Source organism: Tardiphaga sp. vice154 (genome assembly GCF_007018645.1).
Classification (GTDB): Bacteria; Pseudomonadota; Alphaproteobacteria; order Rhizobiales; family Xanthobacteraceae; genus Tardiphaga.
This window is the reverse complement of record NZ_CP041399.1, coordinates 4476102-4501005: the sequence shown is the minus strand read 5'-3', so window position 1 is coordinate 4501005 and position 24904 is coordinate 4476102. Positions and strand designations below refer to the sequence as shown.

The window sequence follows — 24904 nt, the reverse complement described above, 5'->3', positions numbered from 1 at the left end:
CTGACGATGAGCTGCAACAGGCAGCTCATCTCGATCGGCATCGGCACGCCACTCCCGCCAAAGCATTAACAGGTCCTGATCCACCACGCGGGTCCGGGCGACGTAACGAGTGTGGGGAGAAGCGCCATGTGGAATCAGGTCTACAATCCATTCAACAGCGGTACGCTGTCGACCATCGTCGCCGCCATTCCGGTGGTCGTGCTGTTGGTGCTAATCGCGACCAACAAGGTCAAGGCGCATGTCGCCGCGATCATTGCGCTGGTGCTGGCGAATCTCGTCGCGATCTACGCCTTCACGATGCCCGCCAACATGTCGGTGCGCGCCTCGCTGCTCGGCGTGGTCACCGGCTTCTTCCCGATCGGCTGGATCGTGCTCAACGTCATCTTCATGTATCGCCTCACGGTCGACTCAGGCCGCTTCGAGATCCTGCAGCGTGCGATCGGCGGCGTCACCAATGACCGCCGCCTGCAGATACTGCTGATTGCATTCTCGTTCGGCGCGTTTTTCGAAGGCGCGTCGGGCTTCGGTACGCCGGTGGCCGTTACCGGCGCCATCCTGATCGGGCTCGGCTTCTCGCCGCTCGCCGCCTCCGGCCTGTCGCTGATCGCCAACACCGCGCCGGTCGCCTATGGCGCGCTGGGCACGCCGATCCAGGGCCTGGCCACGGTCACCGGCTTCGACCCGTTCATCCTCGGCGCGATGGTCGGCCGGCAGTTGCCGGTGTTCTCGATGATCGTGCCGTTCTGGGTGGTGTGGGCCTTTGCCGGCTGGAAGGGCATGAAGGAAGTCTGGCCGGCAATCCTCGTCACCGCCCTGTCCTTCGCGATTCCGCAGTTCCTGATCTCGAACTACATCAACCCGTGGATCGTCGACATCGGCGCGTCGCTGATCTCGATGGCGACGCTGATCCTGTTCCTGAAAGTCTGGCAGCCGAAGCGGATCTGGACCTCGGCGGCGCTGCGCACCAAGGACGACTCCGCCTCCACCGTGCCGCCGGTCAAGCCGTTCAATACCGATCCGCTGACCAGGGCAGAGGTGTGGCGCGCGCTGACGCCGTGGATCATCCTGTGCGCGATCCTGCTGATCTGGGGCACCAACTGGTTCAAGGGCATCGTCAACCCGATCTTCACCTGGAACTATCCGGTGCCCGAGCTGCACAACATGATCAACAAGGTGCCGCCGGTGGCGCCCAAGCCCACGCCCGAGGGCGCGGTGTTCGCCTTCACCTATGTCTCGTTCACCGGTTCCGGCATGCTGCTCGCCGCCATCATCTCCGGCTTTGTCATGGGCTTCACGCCGGCCAGGATGATCGCGGAATACGGCCGCACCATAAAGCTATGCGCCTATTCGCTGATCACGATCTCGGCGATGCTGGCGATCGGCACGCTGACAAGGCTGTCCGGCGTCGACGCGACGCTCGGCCTCGCCTTTGCCGCGACCGGCGTGCTGTACCCGTTCTTCGGCACCTTGCTGGGCTGGCTCGGCGTGGCGCTGACCGGATCGGATACCGCGTCCAACGTTCTGTTCGGCAACCTGCAGAAGATCACGTCGGAGCAGCTCGGCCTGTCGCCGATCCTGATGAGTGCGGCGAATTCCTCCGGCGGCGTGATGGGCAAGATGATCGACGCGCAGTCGATCGTGGTGGCCTCCACCGCGACCGGCTGGTTCGGGCATGAGGGCACCATCCTGCGCTTCGTGTTCTGGCACTCGATCGTGCTGGCCTGCATGGTCGGCTGCTTCGTCATGCTGCAGGCCTATGTCTATCCGTTCACGGAAATGGTGCTGAAGCCGTAAAGCGTAGGGTGGGCAAAGCGAAGCGTGCCCACCGCGAAAAAAACTGCCGCACAAGAGGCGGCACTCGGTCTTCCTTCGCCCCTTGTGGGAGAAGGTGGCACGGACGAAGTCCGTGACGGATGAGGGGGTACTGGGTGACGGCGTTTGTGGTTACCCCTCACCCGGCCGCGCTTTGCGCGTCCACCCTCTCCCACAAGGGGAGAGGGAAGGCAGCGCGTCATGGTGGCGCCCGATTTATACGTGACCCGGTAGTCTCCGACGGCGCATCTTTGCCGCATTGCCGTTTCCACTTTCGAGAGTCCCGATGATGTCAGCGATCAACCTGTTGCGTGCCGGCGTGGTCGGCGCGGCCCTGCTATCGAGCCTTCCCCTGCACGCCGCCCCGGAATTTCCGTTCGGCCTGGAGATGACGCTCGACGCCGCGCCGCAGCCGGGCTCGAAGCGACGGCCCAACCTTGAAATCGGCGACGCCGGCGAGACCCGCATCGAGCTGTGGTGCAAAGGCGGCAAGGGTCAGTTTTCGGTGGCTGGCGACACCGTGGTTTTCGTCGCCGGCGCGATGGAGGAGCGCAACTGCCCGCCGGCGCGCGCGCAGCTCGACGACGAGTTGCTGGCGAATCTGGCGGCAGCGACCAACTGGAAACGCCAAGGCGAAGCGATAACTTTCATTGGCCCGAAGCCGCTGAAGTTTTTGCTGAATACGAACTGAGCGACGCTCTTTCTTCCCCTCTCCCACGGCGCCGCGCAGCGCCGCTGGCGGGAGAGGGGAAAACCAGCGTCCGGGCCGAAAGCTCTTACGAACCGAACCTTACTTCCACACCGACTTGTCCGAATCCCACCGCTGCGCCTTGAATTCCGCGGCGAGTGCCGCCACCGCTCCGTTGTCGTCGCGGGGATCGCTTTCCTCGTCGGTGTTGGCGGTGTCGGCGAGATTGAGTTTCGCGCCGGACGCCTCGTCGGTGGTTGCGACCGATGGCGCGCTGATCCACAGGATCAGCTTGTCCGACGTGCCGGGCTTGTCGGGCGAGACGATCGCGCCGACTTCCACCGTCTCGGTGAGCTCGAGCGCCGGTACCACCTGGCTCGGGCGTTTGAAGCTGAGCTTGACGCGGCCCGTCTCGTCGTCCCATTTCACGCCGGCGGGTTTGGCCGACAGCGACTTCGCCAGCACGCCGGACAACGTCGCGGCGACCTTGTCGCGAGCGATCTTGTCGCCGTCGCGCCACTCGGCGGCGTTGAAGCGCACGGTGCGCTCCATGTCGACGCTGCCGCTGGTCCAGCCGGCGTTGACCACGCCCGGATAGGCCTTCGCCCTGGCGATGAAGGCCGCCGCGCGTTCCGGGTCGATATTGAGGTTGATCACCTGCTCGCCGGCGCGCAGCGCGTCGCACGACACGTTGAGGCTCGCCAGCGATAGCTCGACCTGCTGGCCGCGCAGCGTGCGGACGAAATCCAGCGCCGCCTCGATCTTGATCTTCACCGCCACGGCCTCCGGCGACACTTCGGTGAAATCCTTCGGCGCGGCCATGATGTTGTCGTCGGCGGTCTGGTTGTCGCGGAATTCCTTCTCGCTCTGGTCGGAATTGTCGGTCGATGTCACGCTGGTCGTGGTCTGGCCGACCGTGATCTGGCCCTTGAACTCGAAGCTGTCGCCGGTCGGCCGCCGCGTCAATTTGACGGTCACCGGCAACTTGTCGATCTGGCTCTGCGTCGCGCCGGTCAGGGCGTTGCCATTGACCGTGAGATCGGCGACGAAGCGGTCGCGGCGCTCGGAGCCCTTTTCCGCGGGATAGCAGACGTCGAGCGTGGCGGCGGTGACATTCTTGCCCTGCCGTGTTTCGCGCAGCACCACGTCGGCATTGCCGTCCATCAGCCCGTCGATCGAGGTGAAGTAGCGCGTCTCGCTGGAGGCCGTGCCCTTCGCGGCGGGGGCGGCCGGCGCTTTCATCATCTGGGCGGAAGCGACCTGCAGCGTCGCTACGCAAGCGGTGGCGGCAGCAGCGATTAGGCAAACACGAAGCGCGCGCATTTCATATTCCTTGGGAGACTTAGAGCTGGTTCCAACCTGCCGGGCGCGCGGATTGAATCAGAACCGCGCCATCGGCGAAAGATCAAACCCACGATACCCAAAAAGAAGGCCGCCCGGAGGCGGCCTTCGATCGGTCGTGGCTGGTGCAAAGACTGGGCTCAGAAGCCCATGCCTCCCATTCCGCCCATGCCCCCCATGCCGCCGCCGCCGCCGGGCATCGCCGGGGCTGCTTCGCGCGGCAGTTCGGCGACCATGGCTTCGGTCGTCACCAGCAGGCCGGCCACGGAGGCCGCGTCCTGTAGGGCGGTGCGAACCACCTTGGCGGGATCGATGATGCCCTTGGCGACCATGTCGACATATTCTTCGGTCTGGGCGTCGAAGCCGAACGTCTCGGACTTGTTCTCCATGATCCTGCCGACCACGATCGAGCCTTCCACGCCGGCATTCTCGGCGATCTGGCGGATCGGGGCTTCCAGCGCCTTCAGCACGATGTTGATGCCGGCCTGGACGTCGGAGTTCTCGCTGGTGAGACGGCCCACCGCCTTCTTGGCGCGCAGCAGCGCCACGCCGCCGCCCGGCACGATGCCTTCCTGCACGGCCGCCCGCGTCGCGTTGAGCGCGTCATCGACGCGGTCCTTCTTCTCTTTCACTTCGATCTCGGTGGCGCCACCGACGCGGATCACCGCGACGCCGCCGGCGAGCTTGGCGAGCCGCTCCTGCAGCTTCTCGCGGTCGTAGTCCGAGGTGGTTTCCTCGATCTGCGCCTTTATCTGGTTGACCCGGGATTCGATCGCGGGCTTCTTGCCGGCGCCGCCCACGATGGTGGTGTTTTCCTTGTCGATCACCACCTTCTTGGCGCGGCCGAGCATGGCCAGCGTGGTGCTTTCCAGCTTCATGCCGAGCTCTTCCGAGATCAATTGCCCGCCGGTCAGTATCGCCAGATCTTCCAGCATCGCCTTGCGGCGATCGCCGAAGCCCGGCGCCTTGACGGCGGCAACCTTGAGGCCGCCGCGCAGGCGGTTAACGACCAGCGTGGCCAGCGCCTCGCCTTCGACGTCCTCGGCGATGATCAGGAGCGGCTTGCCCGACTGCACCACGGCCTCGAGCACCGGCAGCATGGTTTGCAGGCCCGTCACCTTCTTCTCGTACAACAGGACGTAGACGTCCTCGAGCTCGGCGGTCATCTTCTCGGGGTTGGTCACGAAGTAGGGCGACAGATAGCCGCGGTCGAACTTCATGCCTTCGACGATGTCGACTTCGGTCTCGAGCGACTTGTTCTCTTCGACGGTGATAACGCCTTCATTGCCAACCTTCTGCATCGCCTGGGCGATCATCTTGCCGATCGCGGCGTCGCCATTGGCGGAGATGGTGCCGACCTGGGCGACTTCGGCGGTCGAGGCGACCGGCTTGGCGCGCTTGGTGATGTCCTTGATCACGGCGGCGACCGCGATGTCGATGCCGCGCTTGAGGTCCATCGGGTTCATGCCGGCAGCGACCGACTTGGCGCCCTCACGCACGATGGCCTGGGCCAGCACGGTGGCGGTGGTGGTGCCGTCGCCGGCGGTGTCGTTGGTCTTGGAAGCGACCTCGCGCAGCATCTGCGCGCCCATGTTCTCGAACTTGTCCTCAAGCTCGATTTCCTTGGCGACGGTGACGCCGTCCTTGGTGATGCGGGGCGCGCCGAAGCTCTTTTCGATCACGACATTGCGGCCCTTGGGACCGAGCGTGACCTTGACGGCATTGGCGAGAATGTCGACGCCGCGCAGCATGCGATCGCGCGCGTCTCCGGAAAATTTAACGTCCTTGGCGGCCATGTTGGCTCCTATGGTTTGAGATGAGGGCATCGCTTTCGGCCGTCATTGCGAGGTCAGGGAAAGCCAATTGGCTTTCCCTGACCTCGCAATGACGATCCGAGGGACCGTTCATTGAGTTAATTCATCACGCCCATGATGTCGGACTCCTTCATGATCAGGAGCTCCTCGCCATCGAGCTTGATCTCGGTGCCCGACCATTTGCCGAACAGCACACGGTCGCCGACCTTGATGTCGATCGGGATCAGCTTGCCGGCCTCGTCGCGACCGCCGGGGCCGACGGACACCACCTGACCCTCGGAGGGCTTTTCCTTGGCGCTGTCGGGGATGATGATGCCGCCCTTGGTCTTGGTCTCGGCATCGATGCGCTTGACGACGACACGGTCATGCAGCGGACGGAACTTGGTCTTGGCCATGGGAGTTTCCTCTGGTCGGTTGCGGGTCAGGGTCATCGCGGAGCCGGTGCGGGGTCGTGGCCGAGGTGCAGTGCGGCACTGGCCACGCCCTTAGCAATCGGGTCGCAGGAGTGCTAAAGGAACATTCGGGAATATGGCCAGACGCATTGGCTGTCAAGGCAAGGTCTTAAGGCCTTGCTAGGGCCAAGATGAGATGATCTGGAAACCATATCGGCAGATGGGCGTAGTTCATGCGACCTCATTACTCCGACAGGTGTCTGCGCTTGGCTGCAGGATGGCGGCCACCAGCGATTGAGAATGTTGTTTTAGGGGATGCTATGATCAGGTCACGCCATGTCCGTACCGTTGCCCAGCTGGGTGTCGTCACCATTATGGCGATGATGATGGGCGGCTGTAGCTCCACGGGCGGCGGTTTCGGCGGGGGAATGTTTGGCGGATTTGGTTCTGACCCCGTCGTCGAAGCCCCGCCGCCGGCGGCGCCGGAATTGCCGGCCTCGATCCGGGCCGATGAAATCGTCGGCCGCTGGGGCCTGGCCTCCTACATGAATCCAGCTGACCGTACCCGCACGGAGAATGCCGCGCGCGGCCAGTGCAAGAATCCCTACATCATCGGCGCCGGCACCTCCGGCGGCGTCATCATGCATCTGGCGGACGAAGCGACCCCGCAGGAACTGCGCCTCAAAGGCAGCCCAAGCGGCAAGAACTACATCGGTCCGGCGGGTCCTGCCGGCGGCGAAAAGGACCGCGAGATCGTGTCGTTTGACGGCCGCATCCTGGTGACGCGCTTCATCGACAAGGACGCCGCGGTTCGTTACGGCAACATGGTCTACATCCGCTGCGCGCCACGGGCGTAAGCCTCGTTGGTCGAAGCCATCTTGTTTCGTCCCCGCTTTCGCGCGGACGACAGCTGAGAGCCGGAGCGAGATACAAAAATGGCGCGTCCCCCGACGCGCCATTTTCCGTTGATGTTGGTCGACTGTGTCTAGCCGAACATCGCGTCGATATCGTCCTGCGAGGCATGGCCGATGTCGCCGTTGAGCCTGGGGCCGTTGAGCAGGCGGTCGTCGCCCTCGCGCTCGTCGATGATTGGCGGGGCGTGTGCCTTGATGGCATCGACGCCACCCCAGATGTCCATCATCTCCGTGATGTGGTTTTCGATGAACTTCATCGTCGTCATCACCTTGCTGATGCGCTGGCCGGTGAGGTCCTGGAAGTTGCAGGCCTCGAAGATCGAGACGACGCTGTCCTGAACGTCGTCGAGCAACTGCTTGTGCTGATCGGGGGACGTTACCTTGCCGAGTGCGGTCGAGGCATTGTCGATGGCTTCGGCCGCGGCGAGAATCTGCTGGGTGGCCTCTTCGGTGCCGCCGACCACGGCGCCGAGTTCGCCGTTGACCTTGGCCATCTCGTCGCCGTTGAAGCTCTTGCCGTGCAGCACGGCAATCTCCTGTTTGGTACGGGTGATGGCGTCATGGATCAGGTCGAGCTCGATCTTGAGCTTCTCGCACTGCTCGATCTTCAGGCGGTAAGTCTCAAGCATGGCCTGTGCTTCGGCGACCTTTTCGTCGGCGGAGGCGCTGACCTGTTCGGAGACGGCATTGCGCTGCGGGGCGCCCATTTGCGATCGGATCGCGCGCAGCTCTGTCATCACCTCGCGATGCATCGGCGACTCGTTCTCGACGTCGGCGGGCATCGGCGTGCTGCCGAAATTGGTTTCTTCAATGCGAAAACGCTTGCGACGAACAGTCATATGGTCCCCCAACAATCAAGTACGCACCCTGTCTAAACGCATCAGTTTAACGCGGGGTTCACAGCCGGAACATTGTCATTTTGCATTTGATACCAGCGGTTAACCATCGGCCGGGCGCGTTCAGCAAAAATAAACGCTAGTCGCAACAAAACGGGGTTCCGGGCGACGTGGTGAATCGATGTGCCTCATCCATTTACCAAACCGACGCGAATTTCACTTTAAGTCGATGCGTGCAAAGCGCTCCTCGGGTGAGGACGCGTCACGACGAAACAGTGCAGAGTACGTCGATGTTGAAAACCTGGTCTCTCGCCTTTCTCGCCAGCGCGTCCTTCGCGGGCGCCGGAAGTCATCCCGCCGCGGCGTTCGATTCCGCGGACTACGTTACCGCACCGCGCGTCTACTACGCCGACCAGCCTGCGCGACCGGTGCAACGCACGGCCTATGCCGAGCGTCCGCGCATGGGCGGCGGCTTCATCGAATTCCTGTTCAGTGACAGCGCGCAGGGCCAGCCGTACCCGCCGCCGCCGGCCTATGAGCCGCGCCGCGGCATGCTGCCGGTGGATCCGCAACAAGCCATGCGGCAACCCGACGACACTATCGATGCCGCGCGGCCGGCGATGGATCCGAAATTCGAGCCGCAGATGGTCGAGTATTCCGGCCGGGAAAGCGCGGGCACGATCGTTGTCGACACGCCCAGCAAATTCCTGTTCCTGGTGCAGGGCGATGGCCGGGCGATGCGCTACGGTATAGGCGTCGGCAAGCCGGGCTTCACCTGGGCCGGCGTGAAGACGATCACGGCGAAAAAGGAATGGCCGGCCTGGACGCCGCCGCCGGAAATGCTGCTGCGCCGTCCCGATCTGCCGCGCCACATGGCGGGCGGACCGGACAATCCGCTGGGCGCGCGCGCGATGTATCTCGGCACCTCGCTGTATCGCATTCACGGCTCCAACGAGCCATGGACGATCGGCACCAACGTCTCTTCGGGCTGCATCCGCATGCGCAATGAAGACGTCATCGATCTCTACGGCCGGGTCAGCGTCGGCGCCAAGGTGGTCGTGATCTGATAGCAAGACCGCGGCGAAGGAACGCAAACGGCCGCTCGTGAGAGCGGCCGTTTGTTTAACGAATGGCCATGCCGCTCAGGCGAAGTTGTCGTCGTCGTAGCCGTCGGAGTCGAGGTCCATGGCGTCCTGGTCCTGGTCCTGATCCTGGTCGATATCGGCCTGCGCCTGGTCGTAATTGCCGGACCGCTGGCCGGACGAATTGCCGATGTCATTGACGCCGGCGTCCCTGGCGAGATCGCCGCCCGAACTATCAGAGCTCCACGGGCTCTTGCTCTCGCTGGCATTGGCGCTGTCGCCGAAGCCGTGCTTGTTGCCGCCGCCAAACATTCCGCCGAGACTGTTCATCAGCAGCGAACCGCCGACCATGCCGGCGGCGGCGGCCGCGGCGGTGCCGAGGAACGAGCCACCGCGGCCGAGCTGGGGCGCCTGCTGCCCCATCGGCGGCTGGCCGAACTGGCCCTGCTGTCCGTAACCACCCTGCTGTCCGCCACCCGGCTGGCCGTAGCCGCCCTGTTGCGGCTGGCCCATCACCTGTCCGGTATTCCACGCCGGCCGGCCGCCATCGCCGGGACGTACGCTGGGCACCGAGCCGCGCGGCTGGTTCTGGCCCTGATTGCCCTGGCCGAACAGCGCGTCGCGCATCGAATCCAGGAAGCCGCCGGGCGGTGCCTGTTCGGGCGCGCCATGGGCTTCCAGCTCGGTGATACGGTCGTGGGCGCGCTTCAGCGCCTCGTCCTGCAGCAGCACGGTCTGCACCAGCGCATAGATCGCGTTGGGCGCGCGGCGCTGGCCATCGGCGATCACGGCCTGCGCGTCGGGCTCGCGCGGGGCGGCTTCGACCTTGGCGAGCCGGTCGAACAGATCGTCGACGAGCTGGCGTTCTTGCGGTGTCATGGCGTTCTCCGTCTTCGCATCGCGCGGCTGAATGGCGCGTGGGAGATGTAGTGACGCTTTGTGTCGCAATAAGTGCCGCCCGGATTAAATTTCCGTATGCGACAAAACGCCCGGTCAGGTCGCCCGTGAAAGCGTTACCTGGCTTATGTCGAGCAGCCGCGCGAAATCGTCGCTGCCGAGATAGGCCAGTTCGCGGGCGCGCTGGTCGGTGAAGGAATCGAGGCTGATGAGCAGATCATCGACATGGCCGGGGTGGCACATGACGAGCCCGCCATCGGGCAGGCCGTGCAGGAAGCCGGTCATCAGCGCGCCGAAGTCCGATGCACCAGCAAAATCATAGGCGCCGGCAAAACCGGGATTGTAGGCGACGCCTGCTCCCGTCGCGCGCTTGCGGAATCCGGCGCTGAGCGTGTCGAGCAGCAGCGCCTTGGGCTGATCCAGCCGTTGCGAAAGCCTGTGCACCCGTCCGGACTGCCGCACCCAGGCGCCCGGGGCGCCATGCTTCACCGCCGCAAGGAACGCCTCTCGGACCTGCGGAAAAACCTGCACATGCTGGTGGCCGTCGACATAGGCCGGCGGCCGTCCGAACAGCGTGGTGAAGGTCGCGATCTGTGCGGCAATTTCGGCGCGGATCATTTCCGGATCGAACCGCCGCAGCAGGCTGCCGCGCAGCTTGTGCGCCAGCGGCAGGAATTGCTCGCCGCGCAACGGCTTGTAATGCATCGTCACCGGATGAAACGGCGCCGTCAGCGTAGCATGCAGGCCGATCGCGCAATTCGGGTTCTTGGCGACCGCGTCCTGCAGCATCGCGATCTCGTCGCGGCCGATCGCGGGACCCACCACCATCACCGAGGTGGCGTTGAGGCGGCCCCTGTCGATCAGCTCGCGAATGCCCTGGTTGACGCCGGGGCTGATGCCGTAATCGTCGGCGCACAGCCAGATCCGGCGCGGCGCGGCGGTCGTCATTCCGCGGCGGTCCGGTCGGTCGTGCCGGCGTCGGCATCGGCCGCCACGCGCTTCACGCTGTGCTCGGCCACGAAATAGATCGGCCGCGCCTTCAGCTCGGACAGGATCTTGCCGATATATTCGCCGACGATGCCGATCATCAACAGCTGCACGCCGCCGATCGTCATCAGGCCGACCATCAGCGACGGATAGCCCGGCACCGACTTGCCCTCCCACCAGGTCTCCCACAGGATGTTGAGCCCAAATAGGAAGGCGCCGACCGCGAGCAGCAATCCGAACATACTGGCGAAGCGCAGCGGTGCCACCGAGAAGGAGGTCAGGCCCTCGATCGACAGGCCGATCAACTGCCGGGGATTGAACGAGGTGACGCCGTGCTGGCGCGCCGCGGGCTCGTAATCGACGCGCAACTGCCTGAAGCCGATCCAGGTGGCGAGCCCCTTGAAGAAGCGATTGCGCTCCGGCAGCTGCCGAAGGGCGGCGGCGGCCCGCGGCGACAGCAGGCGGAAGTCGCCGGCGTCTTCCGGAATTTTCGCGCGCGCGCCCCAGTTGATCAGCTTGTAGAAGCCGCGCACGGCCTGGCGGCGCAGGAAGGATTCCTCGTCGCGATGCGCCTTGGCGGTGTAGACGACGTCGAAGCCGCCATCGATCCAGTGGCCCACCAGCGTCTCCACCAGCGTCGGCGGATGCTGGCCGTCGCCGTCCATGAACAGAACGGCGCCGAGCCGGGCATGGTCGAGCCCCGCCATCAGGGCGGCTTCCTTGCCGAAATTGCGCGACAGCGACACCACCTGCACGTCGAGCGCGGTGGCGACAAGCGTGCGCGCGATGCCGAGTGTGCCGTCGGCCGAGCCGTCATCGACATAGACGACTTCGCAGGACAGACCATGGCGCTGCTTCAGCGTCACCGCGAGCGCGTTGAGCCGGTCGTGGAAGATCGAAAGACCTTGCGCCTCGTTATAAAGCGGCACCACGATCGACAACCCCTGCGCCGCAGCGGTGGCGGGGTCGGTCGACAGGCGGGAAACGTCGCTGCCCAGCATCATCGATCAGATTCCAGTGTCCAGTTGATCCGGCAACATATGGCAATGGCGGCAGGCTGTCGCCAGCGCCCCATGCGCCCTCCTGCCGCAAGTTTACTGTCGCAAGAACGCCTCGAGCTTGGCGAACAGCGGGTTCTCGCGGTCCAGCACATATTCCAGCGAGGCAACCGACACGGTATCGGCGCCGTGCTGGCGCAGGAAGCTGCCGAGCGCGTAGATCTGCGGCGGCGGGCAGTGCAGCGTGATCATGCCCGACGAGGTCGGACCGCCAAACGGCGCCACCACGCCGAAGCGGTTATGCGCCTCGGTGAGCAGCTTCTGGTCGCAGCCGGCAAAGCGGGTGCGGACTTCCTTGTACTTGGCGGCGCGAGCCCGCGCGGCGATGTGGTCGAGGATGATGCTGGCGGTGGCGCGCGCCTCCTCGCTCCAGTCGGCGTCGCGCGACGCGACCAGATTGGCCTGGCTACGCAGCATCACGCCGTCGTCGAGCACCTTGAGGCCGTTGGCGACCAGGGTCGCGCCGGTGGTGGTGATATCGACGATCATTTCCGCCGCGCCGGTGGCCGGGGCGCCTTCGGTGGCGCCGGCGCTCTCGACGATGCGGTAGTCGACCACGCCATGTCTGGCGAAGAAGTTGCGCGTCAGGTTGATGTACTTGGTGGCGACGCGCATGCGGCGGTTATGCTTCGCGCGAAAACCGGTGGTGACGTCGTCGAGATCCGCCATGGTCCGGACGTCGATCCACGACTGCGGCACCGCAACAACCACATTGGCGCTGCCGAAGCCGAGACCCTCGATCAGCGCGACCTTCCTGTCGGCATCGGGAATGCTTTCGCGCAGCAGGTCTTCGCCGGTGATGCCGAGATGCACGGTGCCGCGCGCCAGGTTGGCGGCGATCTCGCTGGCCGAGAGATAGGCGATCTCGACATTGTCGAGCCCGGCGATGGTGCCGCGATAGTCGCGGGCACCGCGCGGCTTGGCCAGGATCAGGCCGGCGCGGGCGAAGAAGGCTTCGGCATTTTCCTGCAGGCGCCCCTTGGAGGGCACGGCGACGACGAAGGGCTGGGTCATGCGGCGCTCCCGGCGGATCCGGTTGCGGCGACGTCGGCGCGAACCTCGGTCAAGGCTTCGATCCAGATCGAGAAGCCGACCGCCGGGATCGGCTCGGCCGCTCCCAACTGCCCGAGCAGCCCGTCATAGCGCCCGCCGGCGACCAGCGGCTCGACGCCGTTGCCCTGGCGGTGCAGTTCGAATTCGAAGCCGGTATAATAATCGAGCCCGCGGCCGAACGAGGTCGAGAAACGGATTTTCGAAGTATCGATGCCGTGGGCGACCATGAAGCCGATCCGTTCTTCCAGTTCTGCAAGCGCTGCCGTGAGATCGAGGTTCGACGACAACGTAAGCAAGCGCAGCTGCGCAAGCGCCTGGTCCGGCGTGCCGGAAATGGCGAGAAACGCCGTGATGATCTTCAGTGCATCGCGCGGCAGCGCGCCGCCCTTCAGCGTCGATTGTTCGAGGAAGCGATCGGCGATCTCGGCGACCGACCGGCCGCCGACATTGCTGGCACCTGCAATCGACATCAGATCGGTGACCAGCGCCAGCGCAGCCTTGCGGTCCGAGCCGGCGAGTGCGGCCAGCACGCCTTCATATTCATTGCGCAGCGGCGCTTCGGCCAGCGCCAGCCGGCCCAGATCCATTTCGAGGTCGCCCTTGCGGTTGAAATCCTTGATCAGCCGGCGTTTCCACACCGGATAGAGGTCCAGCGCATCGATCAGCGCGGTGAACAAAGCGACGTCGCCGCTGCGGATCTCGATATCGCTCACGCCAGAGGCGGCAACCGCCTCCAGAGCGAGCGCCAGCATCTCGGCGTCGGCGGCGGCGCGGTCCTGGCGGCCGAAGGATTCGATGCCGGCCTGCTGGAATTCCGACGCCGCACCGTGCCGATAGCGGAACACCGGGCCGAGATAGCAGAACCCGGCTGGCTGGCCGGCCTTGGCGGAGGCAAGGTAGTCGCGCGCCACCGGAATCGTGAGATCCGGGCGCAGGCAGAGTTCCTCGCCGGAGGCGTCGGTGGTCAGATACAGGCTTTTGCGGATGTCCTCGCCGGACAGGTCGAGGAACGGCTCGGCGGGCTGCAGGATCGCGGGCTGGGCGCGCTGGTAGCCGGCCTCGGCAAAGGACAGCAGCAGCGCATCCGCCCAGGCGGCGGATCCGGTCGCGCGAAGGGCGGCGGGTTGGGTCATAGTCAGTCCAGCAATCCAGTGAAACGCAAGGTCGGCGCAGGCCTTAGCATGGGATTTGCGACGTTTCGACCTTCTTTCCCGAAAGGGCTTAACCGGAGCCCGGGGGTAGCAACCATTAAAGCGCGGCCTGCTTTTCAACCCATGGCGTGCCGCGCTCGACGACGGTGTTGGCGTAGATGAGGAGCTTGCGAGCGCAGGCGATGAGCGCCTCGTTGTGGGCCTTGCCGCGGGCTTTCAGGCGCTCGTAGAGCGCGCACAGGGCCTTGTTCCAGCGGAACGAGGCCGGCAGCGCCGCAGCAAACAGCGAGCGACGCAGGCGGCTTCGACCACCTGCAATGTGGCGCTGCCCCCTATGCTTGCCGCTGTCATCGTCGAACGGCGCAAGGCCGGCAAGAGCTGCCGCCTTCTCCCGGCTGATTTGGCCGAGCTCAGGCATGCGGATGATCAGCGCCAGCGCAGTCCGCTCGCCGATGCCGGGGACGCTGAGCACCAGATCGAGGCGCCGCGCCAGATCCGGATGGTCGCGCAGTTGGCCCGCGATTCGTAGGAGTTCGGTGGCTCGGCGCGCCTTCAGCCGATCGATGTCGTTGAGGACCAGACGCCGCCGTCGTGGCTCGTCGATATGTTCGAGCCGAGTCTTGAGGCGGACCATGTCTTCCTCGATCTGTTCGACGAAGGTCAGGTGATCTGCCAGCTCCGTGAGCCTTGGATCCGCGTCGACAGATGGAGGATCGAGCACCGCCGCGCAGGCGGCGACCAGCACGGCATCCAGGGCGTCGTTCTTGGCGCGCCGCAGATGCAGCCTGGCAAAGTTCTTGACCTGGATCGGCTGCAGCACCAGCACGACGAAGCCTTTGGTGCGCAAATGCGTAACCACGCCACGTTCATAACCACCGGTGGCCTCGATACCGACTTTGGTGACGCCTGCCTTACCGAGATCGGCCGCCAACTGCCGCCATCCCGCCGCTACGTTGGGCACCTGCCATCGCTGCTCCCGGCCATGCACCGCAATGTCGAGCTTGTCTTTGGCCGTATCGATGCCGGCCGTTTCCGTGTTATTGTTCGTCATCTTCGTCGACCCCTGCCTTGTGAAGCGAACCAACTTGTTCCGGCAACCATCCGGGTCCGATGAAGGAGCTGGCGCGATCCCGCTACGGGGCAGTCTCAGACGACTCAGGGCGGATACGATCCGATCGCCAGCCGCTCTGCCGCGGATGGCCGTCCGCGGCAGAGCATTCCTCTCGGAACGAGCTGACAATATCCCGATTTGCTATTACAAGGGCGGATTGGCCGAAGGCGTAATCCGCCGCCTACCGGTCGGGCTTGGCGGCGGGTTACGGCGCAAGGGCGCCTAACCCGCCCTACGCCCGAGTCGCCCAGTCCCCGAGCGCCGCCTGCACCAGCGCCAGGGCCGCGACTGCCGCGGTGTCGGCCCGCATGATGCGGGGGCCGAGCGCCAGCCGCAGAATGCTCGGCTGGCGCAGCAGCAAAGCGCGCTCTTCCTCGGCAAAGCCGCCTTCCGGGCCGATCAGCACGTCCATGCCGGCGGCAGCCGCGTCGCGGGCTCCGGCCAGCGCGAGCATTGGATCGGCCACGTCCGCCGCTTCGTCGCAGAAGATCAGCAGCCGGGCGCTATTGCGGGTGTCGAGATATTTTACCAGCGCCAGCGGTTCGGCGACCCCGGCAACGCTGAGAATGCCGCATTGTTCGGCCGCTTCGACCACGTTGGCGCGCATTCGCTCGGTATTGACGCGGCTGGCCTGTGTGTAGCGCGTCATCACCGGCTGCAGGGCGGCGGCGCCCATCTCGATCGCCTTCTGCACCATGTAGTCGAGCCTCGCGTGCTTCAGCGGCGCGAACACGTAAGTGACGTCGGGCAGAGCGTCCTGCGGCCTTGTGCGTGCCAGCAGCACCAGCCGGTCCGGGCGCTTGCCGCCGGCAATCGCCGCCTGCCACTCGCCGTCGCGGCCGTTGAACACCAGCACCGAGGCGCCGGCTTCGAGCCGCAACACGTTGCCGAGATAGTTGCTCTGGTTGCGGTCCAGCGCCAGCGTGGCGTCGGCCGAAAGCGGCGCATCGACGAACAGGCGGGGACTGCGGAAATCGGCTGACGGCATCAATTCGGGTTCCATTGCGCGGTGGGCCTCACCAGGCCCGCGACGATTTAGCAGCGATTTTCGTCGTTTACGCCGTGCTGTCGCCAGAATCCACGGGTTGTTAAGGGCTGGCAGGAATCGTAGAAAGCCCTGAATCGGGATGGCAGCATCCCAGCGCGTGGGGAAGCCGAACCCGCCGGAGGAATGACCGTGAACATCCGTCGTTTGATTGTGCCGCTGAGCCTGGCGTTGTTCGCCGTGCAGGCGACCCTGGTTCATGCCCAGGGCGCGTTTCCAGCACCCTTGCCGTCCGGCGCTGCCGCGCCGGCCAGCGCGTCGCCGTTTCCGCCCGTCAACGGCGCGCCCAGTTCTTCGTCGTTTCCGCCGGTCAATGGTGCTGCGCCCAGCCCGTTTCCGTCGAATGGCGCTGCGCCGATGGGCGGCGGTGGCGCTTTCGGCGCGCCGCAGCAGGCAGGCCCCCCCGGCGGCGAAGATTGCATGAAGGGCTTCCTGCCGCTGCGCCAGGACGCCGAAAAGCGCGGCTCCGCCATCAAGGCCGCCAGCGAGCGCAAGGCGCCGCCGGACGAGGCCTGCAAGCTGATCTCCGCCTTCTCGCAGAGCGAGATCCGGATGATCAAATATATCGAGGCCAACGCGCAGAAATGCGGCATCCCGCCGTCGGTCAGCGAGCAGATGAAGACCGGCCACAAGAACACCGAAGGCATGCGGGCCAAGGTCTGCAATGTCGCCCAGCAGCAGCAGCGGCAGGGTCCTGCGGCGCCTCGGCTCAGCGACGTGCTGGGCTCCTCGGCCGCCTTGCCCGAAGCCAATACCGCGAAGAAGAGCGGCGGAACGACCTTCGACACGCTGAACGGCAACGTGCTGACCCGATGATGGCCGGGCGATGAGCGACGCTGCCGCCCGCGTTGCGGATGCGACCGGCAACTGGGTCGATCGCAGCGCGCCGCTGTGGTCGCGCCCCTATCTGCGGCTGGCTAGGTTCGACCGCCCGATCGGCTCCTGGCTGCTCTTGATGCCATGCTGGTGGTCGGCGGCGCTGGCTGCCGGCGTCGCGCAAGACCTGCATCAACTGCCGTGGTCGGTCGCACTGTTCTTCGTCGGCGCCTTCGTGATGCGCGGCGCCGGCTGCACCTGGAACGACATCACCGACCGCGACCTCGATGCGAAGGTCGAGCGCACGCGCTCGCGGCCGATCCCGGCCGGGCAGGTCAGCGTCAGGCAGGCTTTGGTATTTCTGGTGCTGCAGGCGCTGGTCGGGCTCGTCGTGCTCGTGCAGTTCAACGGCTTCGCGACTCTCACCGGCATTGCCTCGCTCGGCATCGTCGCCGCCTATCCCTTCATGAAGCGCATCACCTACTGGCCGCAGATCGTGCTCGGCCTGGCGTTCTCGTGGGGAGCGCTGATGGGCTTTGCCGTGCAGTTCGGCGGGCTCGATCCGGCGGCCTTCCTGCTTTACGCCGGCTCGATCTCCTGGGTGATCGGCTACGACACGATCTACGCCCATCAGGACACCGAAGACGACGCGCTGATCGGCATCAAATCGACGGCGCTGTTGTTCGGCGCCCGCACGCAGGCCGCGCTGCTGGCGTTCTATGGACTGGCCGTGCTGCTGATCGGCGCCGCGCTGGTGTCGGCCGGTGCGCAGTGGCCGGCGTGGCTGGGGCTCGCGGCGTTTGCCGCGCATCTGGTGTGGCAGACTATGCGCGTCGATATCCGCGATTCCGCGCTGTGCCTGCGCATCTTCAAATCCAACCGCGACGCGGGGCTGCTGCTGTTCGCAGCGTTGCTGATCGATGCGGTGATGCGGGCGGGGTAAGGGCGAGAGAGTATCAACCTCTCCACGTGTCGTCCCTGCGAACGCAGGGACCCATACCCTCCGAAATCGTTGTGTAGTAAGGTGATCTCAACGATCACCTCGGCAGCGCGCCATGTATTACGTGTATATCCTCGCCAGCGGCCGCAACGGAACGCTATACATCGGCGTCACCAATTCGCTGCAGAAGCGACTTGAACAGCACCGGGCCGGAATCGGATCGGAGTTCGTCAAGAAGTACGGAGTGTACCGGCTCGTTTATGTCGAATCTTATGATCGCACCTACGAAGCCATCTACAGCGAAAAGCAGCTCAAATGCTGGAAGCGCGACTGGAAGATCGAACTGATCGAACGCGACAACCCGGAATGGAGCGATCTCAGCGATCTGATCATGTGAGGGGAATCTCAAGCCCATCAGCCCGTCGTCCCTGCGAACGCAGGGACCCATACACACCGTCAGAATGATTGAAACTCGATAGATGCGAGCTCGAATTGCGGCTTCGGAGGTTATGGGTCCCTGCGTTCGCAGGGACGACTCGTGGAGGGGCTATGTGAAAGAACCGAGATCAATCCCGCGCGATGATCTCGCGTTCGCCGTGATACACGCCGGCGTCGCCGAGCATCGCTCCCGCACGCCGTCGTACCAGAAACTTCGGACGTCGTCCGCGCACCGCGTTGTGGCGGCGGCGGCGCTGGGCCGGTTCGCGGACCTTTTCTTCCGGCAATTGCGGCAGCCCGAAAACCGCGCTCCACATCTGCCAGGCCGTGTCGATTTCGACGCGGTCGGAACTGACGCACAACGGGATCGACAATGCGGGATCGCGATGCGCGAGCACCAGCATCTTGGTATCGTCGAGGCCGCGCACGGCGACGCCGAGGAAGTCGCTGACGCGCACGTTGATCGCCATCCGCATGCCGCGCAACGCGCGGTGCAGCACGACGCGTTCGCGATGCAGTTCGATGTGCCGGACGCTGCCATCCGCACGTTGATCGTGCGCATCGAAGCGGACCGGTAGCGAGTGGGGGTCGAGCCGCAATGGGCGGCTCGACCCGTGGTGGGAATCCCCTTGGGGAATGATCCCGTCTTTGACTGCTGTTTGATGCCTCAAGATTTTATCTCCCCGCCGAAATTATGCTTCCGGTCGATGGGGAGAGCTTGCCAGACCGCGCACGGAAAGCGCTTAAAAAGGCTGGTTAATTGAATCCGTCCCGCCCTGCATTCGCCCGCATGATTGACGAAAGCCTGAGGGACATGATTGACGAGTCGTTGCGGTAATACCGGAAATTCGTTGGCTTTATCCGCGCCGCATGCTTGAAGTCGCTGTCCGACAGGCACATCTTGGCATCAGCCATCCTCCGCCGCCGCGCCCTGAACCACCCCCTCAAAACGTCGGGAATTTGTTCGTGATCTCTTCACCATCCACGCTGTCGACCTCGCCCAACGCCGACCTGCTCGACCAGACCGCATTGTCCACGCTGGCGCATCGCCTCGTCGAGGCGGCCAAAAAGGCCGGCGCCGATGCCGCGGACGCGGTCGCGGTGCGCGGCGTCTCGCACGGCGTCGAGGTGCGCGATGGCAAGGTGGAATCCTCGGAGCGTTCCGAAGGCGACGATGTCGGGCTGCGCGTCTTCGTCGGTCGCCGTCAGGCGGTTGTGTCGACCAATGACGTGTCCGGCGACAATGTCGCTGTTCTCGCCGAGCGTGCGGTGGCAATGGCGCGCGTGGCGCCCGACGATCAATATGTCGGTCTTGCCGATCCCGAACTTTTGGCTCGCGATTTTCCTAAGCTCGATCTGCTCGATCCGGTCACGCCGTCGGTGAAAGAACTCGAGCGCCGCGCGGTCGAGGCCGAACAGGCCGCGCTTGCCGTCCACGGCGTCAGCAAGTCGTCGGGCGCCTCCGCCTCGACCGGCATCGGCGGCATGGTGCTGGTGACCTCGACAGGCTTCCACGGCGCCTATCTGCGCTCGAGCCAGAGCATCTCGATGACGGCGATCACCGGCGACGGCACCAACATGGAGCGCGACTACGCCTATTCGTCGGCGCTGCATGCGTCCGATCTGGAGTCGCCGGCGTCGGTCGGCAAGCTGGCCGGCGAGCGCACCGTGGCGCGCGCCAATCCGCGCAAGGTCGCGAGTTGCAAGGTGCCGGTGGTGTTCGATCCCCGCGTTTCGAACACGCTGGTCGGCCACATCGTCGGCGCGGCGAACGGCGCGTCGATCGCGCGCAAGACGAGCTTTCTCAAGGACAGCCTCGGCAAGCAATTGTTCAGCAGCAACATCCGTATCATCGACGATCCCCTGCGCGTGCGCGGCCTGCGCTCGCAATCGTTCGATGCCGAAGGCGTCGCGGTGAAGAAGACTGCGATCATCGACGAGGGCGTGCTGACGACCTGGCTGCTGGACTGTGCCACCGCACGCGAACTCGGCATGGCTACCACCGGCCACGCCCATCGCGGCGTGTCGTCGTCGCCGTCGCCCGGCGCCTATAATCTGCATATGGAGGCGGGCGATCCTTCGCCGGAAGAACTGATCGCCGACATCAAGGAAGGCTTCTACGTCACCGACCTGATCGGCTCCGGCGTCAATGGCGTGACCGGCGATTACAGCCGCGGCGCCGGCGGGTTCTGGATCGAGAACGGCAAGCTGACCTATGCGGTGAGCGAGATCACCATCGCCGGGCATTTGTTCGATATCTTCAAGTCGCTGCAGCCCGCCAACGATCTGAAATTTACCTACGGGGTCAACGCGCCGACCGTGCGGGTCGAGGGGTTGACGATTGCCGGACGCTGACGCACCACTTCTCACCGACACGCTGACGCGCGATATCGCGCTGCTCAAGGACACCGTGCGCGACGCCGGCGCGCTCGGGCTGTCGCTGTTCCGCACCACGCTGAAAATGTGGACCAAGGGCGAATCCTCGCCGGTCTCGGAAGCCGATATCGCGGTCAATGATTTGATCCAGTCGCGGCTGCAGGCGGCGACGCCGGATTATGGCTGGCTGTCGGAGGAAAGCGCCGACGACGAATCCCGGCTCGGCCGGCGCCTGACCTGGATCATTGACCCGATCGACGGCACCCGTGGCTATCTTGCCGGCCGCGAGGACTGGTGCGTCAGCGTCGCTTTGGTCGAGGATAACCGCCCGCTGCTGGCGGCGGTGTTTGCGCCGTCCACCGATGAATTTTTCTTCGCCGTGCGCGGGCAGGGCACCACACGCAACGACACGCCCGTCGGCGCCAGCAGTGGCATCGGGCTGGATTATCCGCGCATCGCCGGGCCGAAGCCGCTGGTGCAGCGGCTGGCTGGCGGACGGGACATCACGCTGTATCCGCGAATCGGATCGCTGGCGCTGCGGCTATGCTGGGTGGCGAATGGCCGGCTCGACGCCGCCTTTGCCGGCGGCCAGAGCCGCGACTGGGATCTTGCCGCCGCAGATTTGATCGTGCACGAAGCGAATGGTAGGATGAGCGAGCTTTCCGGCGATCCCATTCTCTACAACCGCCAGGAAGTGACGCATGGGTTGCTGGTGGCCGCGGGGGCCGAGCGGCATGCTCATCTGGTTGAGCAGTTTCGGCACCGCTGACGCCGTCATCCGGCGAGCCATTCACATCGATCGGATCCCGGCCGGTCAGTAGCAGGAAACATACCCATGTCGGACGCACCGCAGCCGCAACTGCTTCATCTGGTGATCGGCGGCGAACTGACCGACCTCACGGGCACCACGTTCAAGGATCTGAGCCAGGTCGAGACCGTCGGGTTCTATCCGAACTACGCCTCTGCCTATGTCGCCTGGAAGGCCAAGGCGCAGCAGACCGTGGATAACGCCCACATGCGCTACTTCATCGTCCATTTGCATCGCCTGCTCGATCCCAGCCAAGACACGAAGACGTCCTCTTGAAACGATTGCTTCGAAGCGCGCTGCGCAGCAGCTCTGTTCAGCGCGCCGCGGGCTTTCTCGCGGCCGAATTTCTGCGTCTGGTCTGGAAGACCAACAAGTTTACGCTCGATCCGCCGAATGTTTATGACATGGTCGAACCCGAGATGCCGGTGATCCTGGCGTTCTGGCACGGCCAGCATTTCATGACGCCCTTCATCAAGCGCAAGGATTACAAGGGCCGCGTGCTGATCTCGAAGCACCGCGACGGCGAGTTCAACGCGCTGGCGGCCGAGCGGCTCGGTATCGGTACCGTCCGGGGCTCCGGCGACCATGGCGGCGCGTTTCACCGCAAGGGCGGCGTCGGCGCCTTCAACGAGATGGTACGCACGCTGGCCGACGGCATCAACATGGCACTGACCGCCGACGTGCCGAAGCGCTCGCGCGTGGCCGGGCTCGGCATCATCATGCTGGCGCGCGAAAGCGGGCGGCCGATTATGCCGTTCGCGATGGCCACCAGCCGCTTCATCCAGCTCAAGAACTGGGACCGCACCACCATCAACATGCCGTTCGGCCGCGGCGTGCTGGTCGGTGGCGAGCCGATCAGCGTTCCCGCCAATGCCGACCGCGCCATGATGGAGACGCTGCGCCAGCAATTGGAGGCGACGCTGAACGATGCCACGCGCCGCGCCTATATCGCGGTCGGCCGGCCGGAAGAGGCCCGTGATGGCTAGCTTGCCGGTGACGCTGCGCGTCTATCGCGGACTGTCGATGGCGCTGGCTCCGTTGGCGCCGATGTGGATCAATCGCCGCCTGAAGCAGAACAAGGAAGACCCCGCGCGCAGCGACGAGCGCCGCGGCATCAGCCGCATGGCGCGGCCAGCGGGGCCGCTGGTCTGGATCCATGGCGCCAGCGTCGGCGAGGTGCTGGCGGCGGCCGCCTTGATCGAACGGCTGCGCGGCGCCGGCTTCCGCATCCTTCTGACCTCGGGCACCGTGACCTCGGCTGACATCGTCGCCAGGCGGTTTCCGGCCGATATCATCCACCAATATATTCCCTATGACTCGCCGGCCTTCGTCGCGCGCTTCCTGGCGCACTGGCGGCCCAATCTGGCGCTGTTCATCGAGTCCGATATCTGGCCGAACCTGGTGCTGCAGGCGGCGCATCGCCGGCTGCCGATGGTGCTGATCAACGGCCGGATGTCGCAGCGCTCGTTTCCGCGCTGGCAGAAATTTTCGGTGACGATCGGCGCGCTGCTCGGCCGTTTCGACATCTGTCTGGCGCAGTCCGACACCGACGCCGAACGCTTCGCCGCGCTGGGTTCGCCGAGTGTTCGCGTCACCGGCAACCTCAAGCTCGACGTGCCGGCACCGCCGGTGGACTACGCCAAGCTTGATCGATTGAGAGACGTCACATCCGGCCGCCCGGTGATCGTGGCGTCCTCGACGCATCCCGGCGAGGAGGAAATCCTGCTGGCAACGCATCGCATGCTGGCCGGCCTGTTTCCCGGCCTGCTCACCGTGATCGTGCCGCGCCACGCCCATCGCGGCGAGGCGATCGCCCAGATGATCGCCGCCAGCGGCGCCGAGGTCGCGCTGCGCTCGCGCGACGAAACCCCGACGGCGGCGACTGATATCTATGTCGCCGACACGATGGGCGAACTCGGCCTGTTCTACCGGCTGTCGCCGGTGGTGTTCATGGGCGGCTCACTGGTGCCGCATGGCGGGCAGAACCCGATCGAGGCGGTGAAGCTCGGCGCGTCGATCGTGCACGGCCCGCACGTCTTCAACTTCACCGACGTGTTCGCCGCGCTCGATGCCGCCGGTGGCGCCAGGCAGGCCGCGACACTGGAGCAACTGGTCAAGCAGCTTGGCCAGATGCTCGGCGACAGCGCCGCGCGGCAAGCGTCGATCGACGCCGCCGAACAGGTCGTGGCCCGGCTCGGCGGCGCGCTGGAACGCACGCTGGCGGCGCTCGATCCCTATCTGCTGCAGATGCGGCTGGAGACGGACCATGCGTGAGCCGGCGTTCTGGCAGCCGCCCTCGAGCTGGCTGTCGCGCTTGCTGATGCCGCTTGCTGCGATCTATGGCGAGATCGCCGGCGCCCGGATGGCCCGCAAGGGAATCGTGGTCGGCATTCCCGTGATCTGCGTCGGCAACTATCATGTCGGCGGCGCCGGCAAGACGCCGACCACGCAGGCGTTGGTCGCGCTGTTGCGCGAGCTCGGCGAGGCGCCGGTGGTGCTGAGCCGCGGCTATGGCGGCAGCCTGCGCGGACCGGTCAAGGTCGACGTCAGCCGCCACCAGGCCGCGGAGGTCGGCGACGAGCCGCTGATGATGGCGCGCGATGTGACGGTGGTGATTTCACGCGACCGCGTCGCCGGCGCGGCGCTGGCGCGCTCGACGGGCGCCAGCGTGATCGTGATGGATGACGGCTTCCAGAATCCGGCGGTGGCGAAAGACGCCTCGATCATCGTGATCGACGGCGACCGCGGCCTCGGCAATGGCCGTGGGATGCCGGCCGGTCCGATGCGCGCGCCGCTCGATCTGCAGGTGGCGCGAACCGATGCGCTGGTGATTGTCGGCACGGGCCGCGCGGCGGACGGCGTGGCAAGGCAAGTCGCGGCCAAAGGCGCGCCGGTGTTTCGTGCGCAACTTGCGCCGGACGCGGCATCGCTCAAAGCCTTGCACGGCCGCCGCGTGCTGGCCTTTGCGGGAATCGGCGACCCCGTGCGTTTCTTCCGCACGCTGCGCGGCGCCGGTGTCGATGTCGCAGCGGAGCAGGCGTTTGCCGACCATCATCCCTATACGGCCGATGACATTGCAGCACTGCTGGCACAGGCAAAGCGCGACGCGCTGACGCTGGTGACGACGGAAAAGGACATGGTGAAACTGCGCGGCCTGCCGGGCGCGGAAGGTATCGTGCCATTTGCCGTGACGCTGGCGTTCGATGACGCGGCGGCGTTACGAATGTTCGTGATGGAACGGCTGAATATCGCGCGCGGGCGAGCTTCAAATCGTAGCCCGGATGGAGCGTAGCGAAATCCGGGGCCGGCCGATCCATTGAAATCCGGCCCGGATTGCGTCGCCGC

25 protein-coding genes are annotated in these 24904 nt (G+C 65.3%); 13 read left to right on the top strand and 12 right to left on the bottom strand.

The features are described 5' to 3' along the window. Positions 1-126 precede the first annotated feature (126 nt). Positions 127-1794 carry an L-lactate permease gene (locus FIU28_RS21115; protein ID WP_143575088.1) on the top strand — a complete coding sequence of 556 codons (1668 nt, stop codon included), beginning with the start codon at positions 127-129 and terminating at the stop codon, positions 1792-1794. 304 nt (positions 1795-2098) lie between these two features. Next, complete coding sequence (locus tag FIU28_RS21110) at positions 2099-2503, top strand: META domain-containing protein (protein WP_441351246.1); 405 nt, start codon at positions 2099-2101, stop codon at positions 2501-2503. Positions 2504-2602: 99 nt separating this feature from the next. Here FIU28_RS21110 and FIU28_RS21105 read toward each other — a convergent pair whose 3' ends face one another. The 3 genes from FIU28_RS21105 to FIU28_RS21095 all read right to left on the bottom strand — a co-directional run bounded on the left by FIU28_RS21105 (position 2603) and on the right by FIU28_RS21095 (position 6050). Next, complete coding sequence (locus tag FIU28_RS21105; RefSeq protein WP_143575087.1) at positions 2603-3823, bottom strand: hypothetical protein; 1221 nt, start codon at positions 3821-3823, stop codon at positions 2603-2605. 158 nt (positions 3824-3981) lie between these two features. Continuing rightward, the gene (gene groL, locus FIU28_RS21100) at positions 3982-5637 is read right to left on the bottom strand and encodes a chaperonin GroEL (RefSeq protein ID WP_143575086.1); all 1656 of its coding nucleotides are present in this window, start codon (positions 5635-5637) and stop codon (positions 3982-3984) included. Positions 5638-5753: 116 nt separating this feature from the next. Continuing rightward, positions 5754-6050, bottom strand: coding sequence for a co-chaperone GroES (locus tag FIU28_RS21095; protein WP_143575085.1), 297 nt, complete (start codon positions 6048-6050; stop codon positions 5754-5756). 317 nt (positions 6051-6367) lie between these two features. Here FIU28_RS21095 and FIU28_RS21090 point away from each other — a divergent pair, with 317 nt between their 5' ends. Beyond that, positions 6368-6904, top strand: a complete 537-nt coding sequence (locus FIU28_RS21090; protein ID WP_143575084.1) for a hypothetical protein — start codon at positions 6368-6370, stop codon at positions 6902-6904. Between the two features lie 128 nt (positions 6905-7032). Here the strand turns inward: FIU28_RS21090 and FIU28_RS21085 are convergent, their stop codons facing one another. Next, entirely contained in the window at positions 7033-7800 is a 768-nt protein-coding gene (locus FIU28_RS21085) for a protein phosphatase CheZ (RefSeq protein WP_143575083.1), read from the bottom strand. 287 nt (positions 7801-8087) lie between these two features. On the opposite strand from FIU28_RS21085, the gene FIU28_RS21080 reads away from it, so the two are divergent. Continuing rightward, entirely contained in the window at positions 8088-8864 is a 777-nt protein-coding gene (locus tag FIU28_RS21080; RefSeq protein WP_143575082.1) for a L,D-transpeptidase, read from the top strand. Between the two features lie 75 nt (positions 8865-8939). Here FIU28_RS21080 and FIU28_RS21075 read toward each other — a convergent pair whose 3' ends face one another. The 7 genes from FIU28_RS21075 to FIU28_RS21045 form a co-directional block, all read right to left on the bottom strand. Continuing rightward, positions 8940-9758: a DUF2076 domain-containing protein gene (locus FIU28_RS21075; RefSeq protein ID WP_143575081.1), complete on the bottom strand. Its 819-nt coding sequence runs from the start codon at positions 9756-9758 to the stop codon at positions 8940-8942. Positions 9759-9872: 114 nt separating this feature from the next. Beyond that, complete coding sequence (locus FIU28_RS21070; protein WP_143575080.1) at positions 9873-10724, bottom strand: ChbG/HpnK family deacetylase; 852 nt, start codon at positions 10722-10724, stop codon at positions 9873-9875. After that, positions 10721-11767, bottom strand: coding sequence for a glycosyltransferase family 2 protein (locus FIU28_RS21065; RefSeq protein ID WP_143575079.1), 1047 nt, complete (start codon positions 11765-11767; stop codon positions 10721-10723). The genes FIU28_RS21070 and FIU28_RS21065 overlap by 4 nt, the downstream gene beginning before the upstream one ends. Positions 11768-11857: 90 nt before the next feature. Then, on the bottom strand, positions 11858-12835 hold the full coding sequence (hisG, locus tag FIU28_RS21060; protein ID WP_143575078.1) for an ATP phosphoribosyltransferase: 978 nt from the start codon (positions 12833-12835) through the stop codon (positions 11858-11860). Then, positions 12832-14007 (bottom strand): ATP phosphoribosyltransferase regulatory subunit, encoded by a 1176-nt coding sequence (locus FIU28_RS21055; RefSeq protein WP_143575077.1) that lies wholly within the window; start codon positions 14005-14007, stop codon positions 12832-12834. Before FIU28_RS21055 ends, hisG begins: the two co-directional genes overlap by 4 nt. A gap of 115 nt (positions 14008-14122) precedes the next feature. Further along, on the bottom strand, positions 14123-15076 hold the full coding sequence (locus tag FIU28_RS21050; protein WP_143571863.1) for an IS110 family transposase: 954 nt from the start codon (positions 15074-15076) through the stop codon (positions 14123-14125). Positions 15077-15368: 292 nt separating this feature from the next. Beyond that, positions 15369-16124, bottom strand: coding sequence for a 16S rRNA (uracil(1498)-N(3))-methyltransferase (locus FIU28_RS21045; RefSeq protein WP_168203005.1), 756 nt, complete (start codon positions 16122-16124; stop codon positions 15369-15371). A gap of 183 nt (positions 16125-16307) precedes the next feature. Between FIU28_RS21045 and FIU28_RS21040 the strand changes: the two genes are divergently transcribed. The 3 genes from FIU28_RS21040 (at position 16308) to FIU28_RS21030 (ending at position 18334) form a co-directional block, all read left to right on the top strand. Further along, complete coding sequence (locus FIU28_RS21040) at positions 16308-16997, top strand: hypothetical protein (protein ID WP_143575075.1); 690 nt, start codon at positions 16308-16310, stop codon at positions 16995-16997. 10 nt (positions 16998-17007) lie between these two features. Further along, the gene (gene ubiA, locus FIU28_RS21035; RefSeq protein WP_143575074.1) at positions 17008-17940 is read left to right on the top strand and encodes a 4-hydroxybenzoate octaprenyltransferase; all 933 of its coding nucleotides are present in this window, start codon (positions 17008-17010) and stop codon (positions 17938-17940) included. Between the two features lie 112 nt (positions 17941-18052). After that, positions 18053-18334, top strand: coding sequence for a GIY-YIG nuclease family protein (locus FIU28_RS21030; RefSeq protein WP_143575073.1), 282 nt, complete (start codon positions 18053-18055; stop codon positions 18332-18334). Between the two features lie 169 nt (positions 18335-18503). Here FIU28_RS21030 and FIU28_RS21025 read toward each other — a convergent pair whose 3' ends face one another. Further along, positions 18504-19046 (bottom strand): DUF6101 family protein, encoded by a 543-nt coding sequence (locus tag FIU28_RS21025; RefSeq protein WP_441351245.1) that lies wholly within the window; start codon positions 19044-19046, stop codon positions 18504-18506. Between the two features lie 295 nt (positions 19047-19341). On the opposite strand from FIU28_RS21025, the gene FIU28_RS21020 reads away from it, so the two are divergent. The 6 genes from FIU28_RS21020 (at position 19342) to lpxK (ending at position 24851) form a co-directional block, all read left to right on the top strand. After that, a complete protein-coding gene (locus FIU28_RS21020) occupies positions 19342-20730 on the top strand; it encodes a TldD/PmbA family protein (protein WP_246660757.1) in 1389 nt (462 codons plus the stop codon). Then, entirely contained in the window at positions 20717-21520 is an 804-nt protein-coding gene (locus tag FIU28_RS21015; RefSeq protein WP_143575071.1) for a 3'(2'),5'-bisphosphate nucleotidase CysQ, read from the top strand. The genes FIU28_RS21020 and FIU28_RS21015 overlap by 14 nt, the downstream gene beginning before the upstream one ends. Positions 21521-21586: 66 nt before the next feature. Further along, a complete protein-coding gene (locus FIU28_RS21010) occupies positions 21587-21835 on the top strand; it encodes a DUF4170 domain-containing protein (RefSeq protein ID WP_143575070.1) in 249 nt (82 codons plus the stop codon). Next, entirely contained in the window at positions 21832-22545 is a 714-nt protein-coding gene (locus tag FIU28_RS21005) for a lysophospholipid acyltransferase family protein (RefSeq protein WP_143575069.1), read from the top strand. Before FIU28_RS21010 ends, FIU28_RS21005 begins: the two co-directional genes overlap by 4 nt. Further along, positions 22538-23833: a 3-deoxy-D-manno-octulosonic acid transferase gene (locus FIU28_RS21000; RefSeq protein WP_168203004.1), complete on the top strand. Its 1296-nt coding sequence runs from the start codon at positions 22538-22540 to the stop codon at positions 23831-23833. The genes FIU28_RS21005 and FIU28_RS21000 overlap by 8 nt, the downstream gene beginning before the upstream one ends. Next, on the top strand, positions 23826-24851 hold the full coding sequence (lpxK, locus tag FIU28_RS20995) for a tetraacyldisaccharide 4'-kinase (protein ID WP_143575067.1): 1026 nt from the start codon (positions 23826-23828) through the stop codon (positions 24849-24851). The genes FIU28_RS21000 and lpxK overlap by 8 nt, the downstream gene beginning before the upstream one ends. Positions 24852-24904 lie beyond the last annotated feature (53 nt).

Coding starts and splice junctions, on each gene's coding strand:
- FIU28_RS21115 (WP_143575088.1), top strand. CDS start 127: ATGTGGAATCAGGTCTACAATCCATTCAACAGCGGTACGCTGTCGACC.
- FIU28_RS21110 (WP_441351246.1), top strand. CDS start 2,099: ATGATGTCAGCGATCAACCTGTTGCGTGCCGGCGTGGTCGGCGCGGCC.
- FIU28_RS21105 (WP_143575087.1), bottom strand. CDS start 3,823: ATGCGCGCGCTTCGTGTTTGCCTAATCGCTGCTGCCGCCACCGCTTGC.
- groL (WP_143575086.1), bottom strand. CDS start 5,637: ATGGCCGCCAAGGACGTTAAATTTTCCGGAGACGCGCGCGATCGCATG.
- FIU28_RS21095 (WP_143575085.1), bottom strand. CDS start 6,050: ATGGCCAAGACCAAGTTCCGTCCGCTGCATGACCGTGTCGTCGTCAAG.
- FIU28_RS21090 (WP_143575084.1), top strand. CDS start 6,368: ATGATCAGGTCACGCCATGTCCGTACCGTTGCCCAGCTGGGTGTCGTC.
- FIU28_RS21085 (WP_143575083.1), bottom strand. CDS start 7,800: ATGACTGTTCGTCGCAAGCGTTTTCGCATTGAAGAAACCAATTTCGGC.
- FIU28_RS21080 (WP_143575082.1), top strand. CDS start 8,088: ATGTTGAAAACCTGGTCTCTCGCCTTTCTCGCCAGCGCGTCCTTCGCG.
- FIU28_RS21075 (WP_143575081.1), bottom strand. CDS start 9,758: ATGACACCGCAAGAACGCCAGCTCGTCGACGATCTGTTCGACCGGCTC.
- FIU28_RS21070 (WP_143575080.1), bottom strand. CDS start 10,724: ATGACGACCGCCGCGCCGCGCCGGATCTGGCTGTGCGCCGACGATTAC.
- FIU28_RS21065 (WP_143575079.1), bottom strand. CDS start 11,767: ATGATGCTGGGCAGCGACGTTTCCCGCCTGTCGACCGACCCCGCCACC.
- hisG (WP_143575078.1), bottom strand. CDS start 12,835: ATGACCCAGCCCTTCGTCGTCGCCGTGCCCTCCAAGGGGCGCCTGCAG.
- FIU28_RS21055 (WP_143575077.1), bottom strand. CDS start 14,007: ATGACCCAACCCGCCGCCCTTCGCGCGACCGGATCCGCCGCCTGGGCG.
- FIU28_RS21050 (WP_143571863.1), bottom strand. CDS start 15,076: ATGACGAACAATAACACGGAAACGGCCGGCATCGATACGGCCAAAGAC.
- FIU28_RS21045 (WP_168203005.1), bottom strand. CDS start 16,124: ATGCCGTCAGCCGATTTCCGCAGTCCCCGCCTGTTCGTCGATGCGCCG.
- FIU28_RS21040 (WP_143575075.1), top strand. CDS start 16,308: ATGACCGTGAACATCCGTCGTTTGATTGTGCCGCTGAGCCTGGCGTTG.
- ubiA (WP_143575074.1), top strand. CDS start 17,008: ATGAGCGACGCTGCCGCCCGCGTTGCGGATGCGACCGGCAACTGGGTC.
- FIU28_RS21030 (WP_143575073.1), top strand. CDS start 18,053: ATGTATTACGTGTATATCCTCGCCAGCGGCCGCAACGGAACGCTATAC.
- FIU28_RS21010 (WP_143575070.1), top strand. CDS start 21,587: ATGTCGGACGCACCGCAGCCGCAACTGCTTCATCTGGTGATCGGCGGC.
- FIU28_RS21000 (WP_168203004.1), top strand. CDS start 22,538: ATGGCTAGCTTGCCGGTGACGCTGCGCGTCTATCGCGGACTGTCGATG.
- lpxK (WP_143575067.1), top strand. CDS start 23,826: ATGCGTGAGCCGGCGTTCTGGCAGCCGCCCTCGAGCTGGCTGTCGCGC.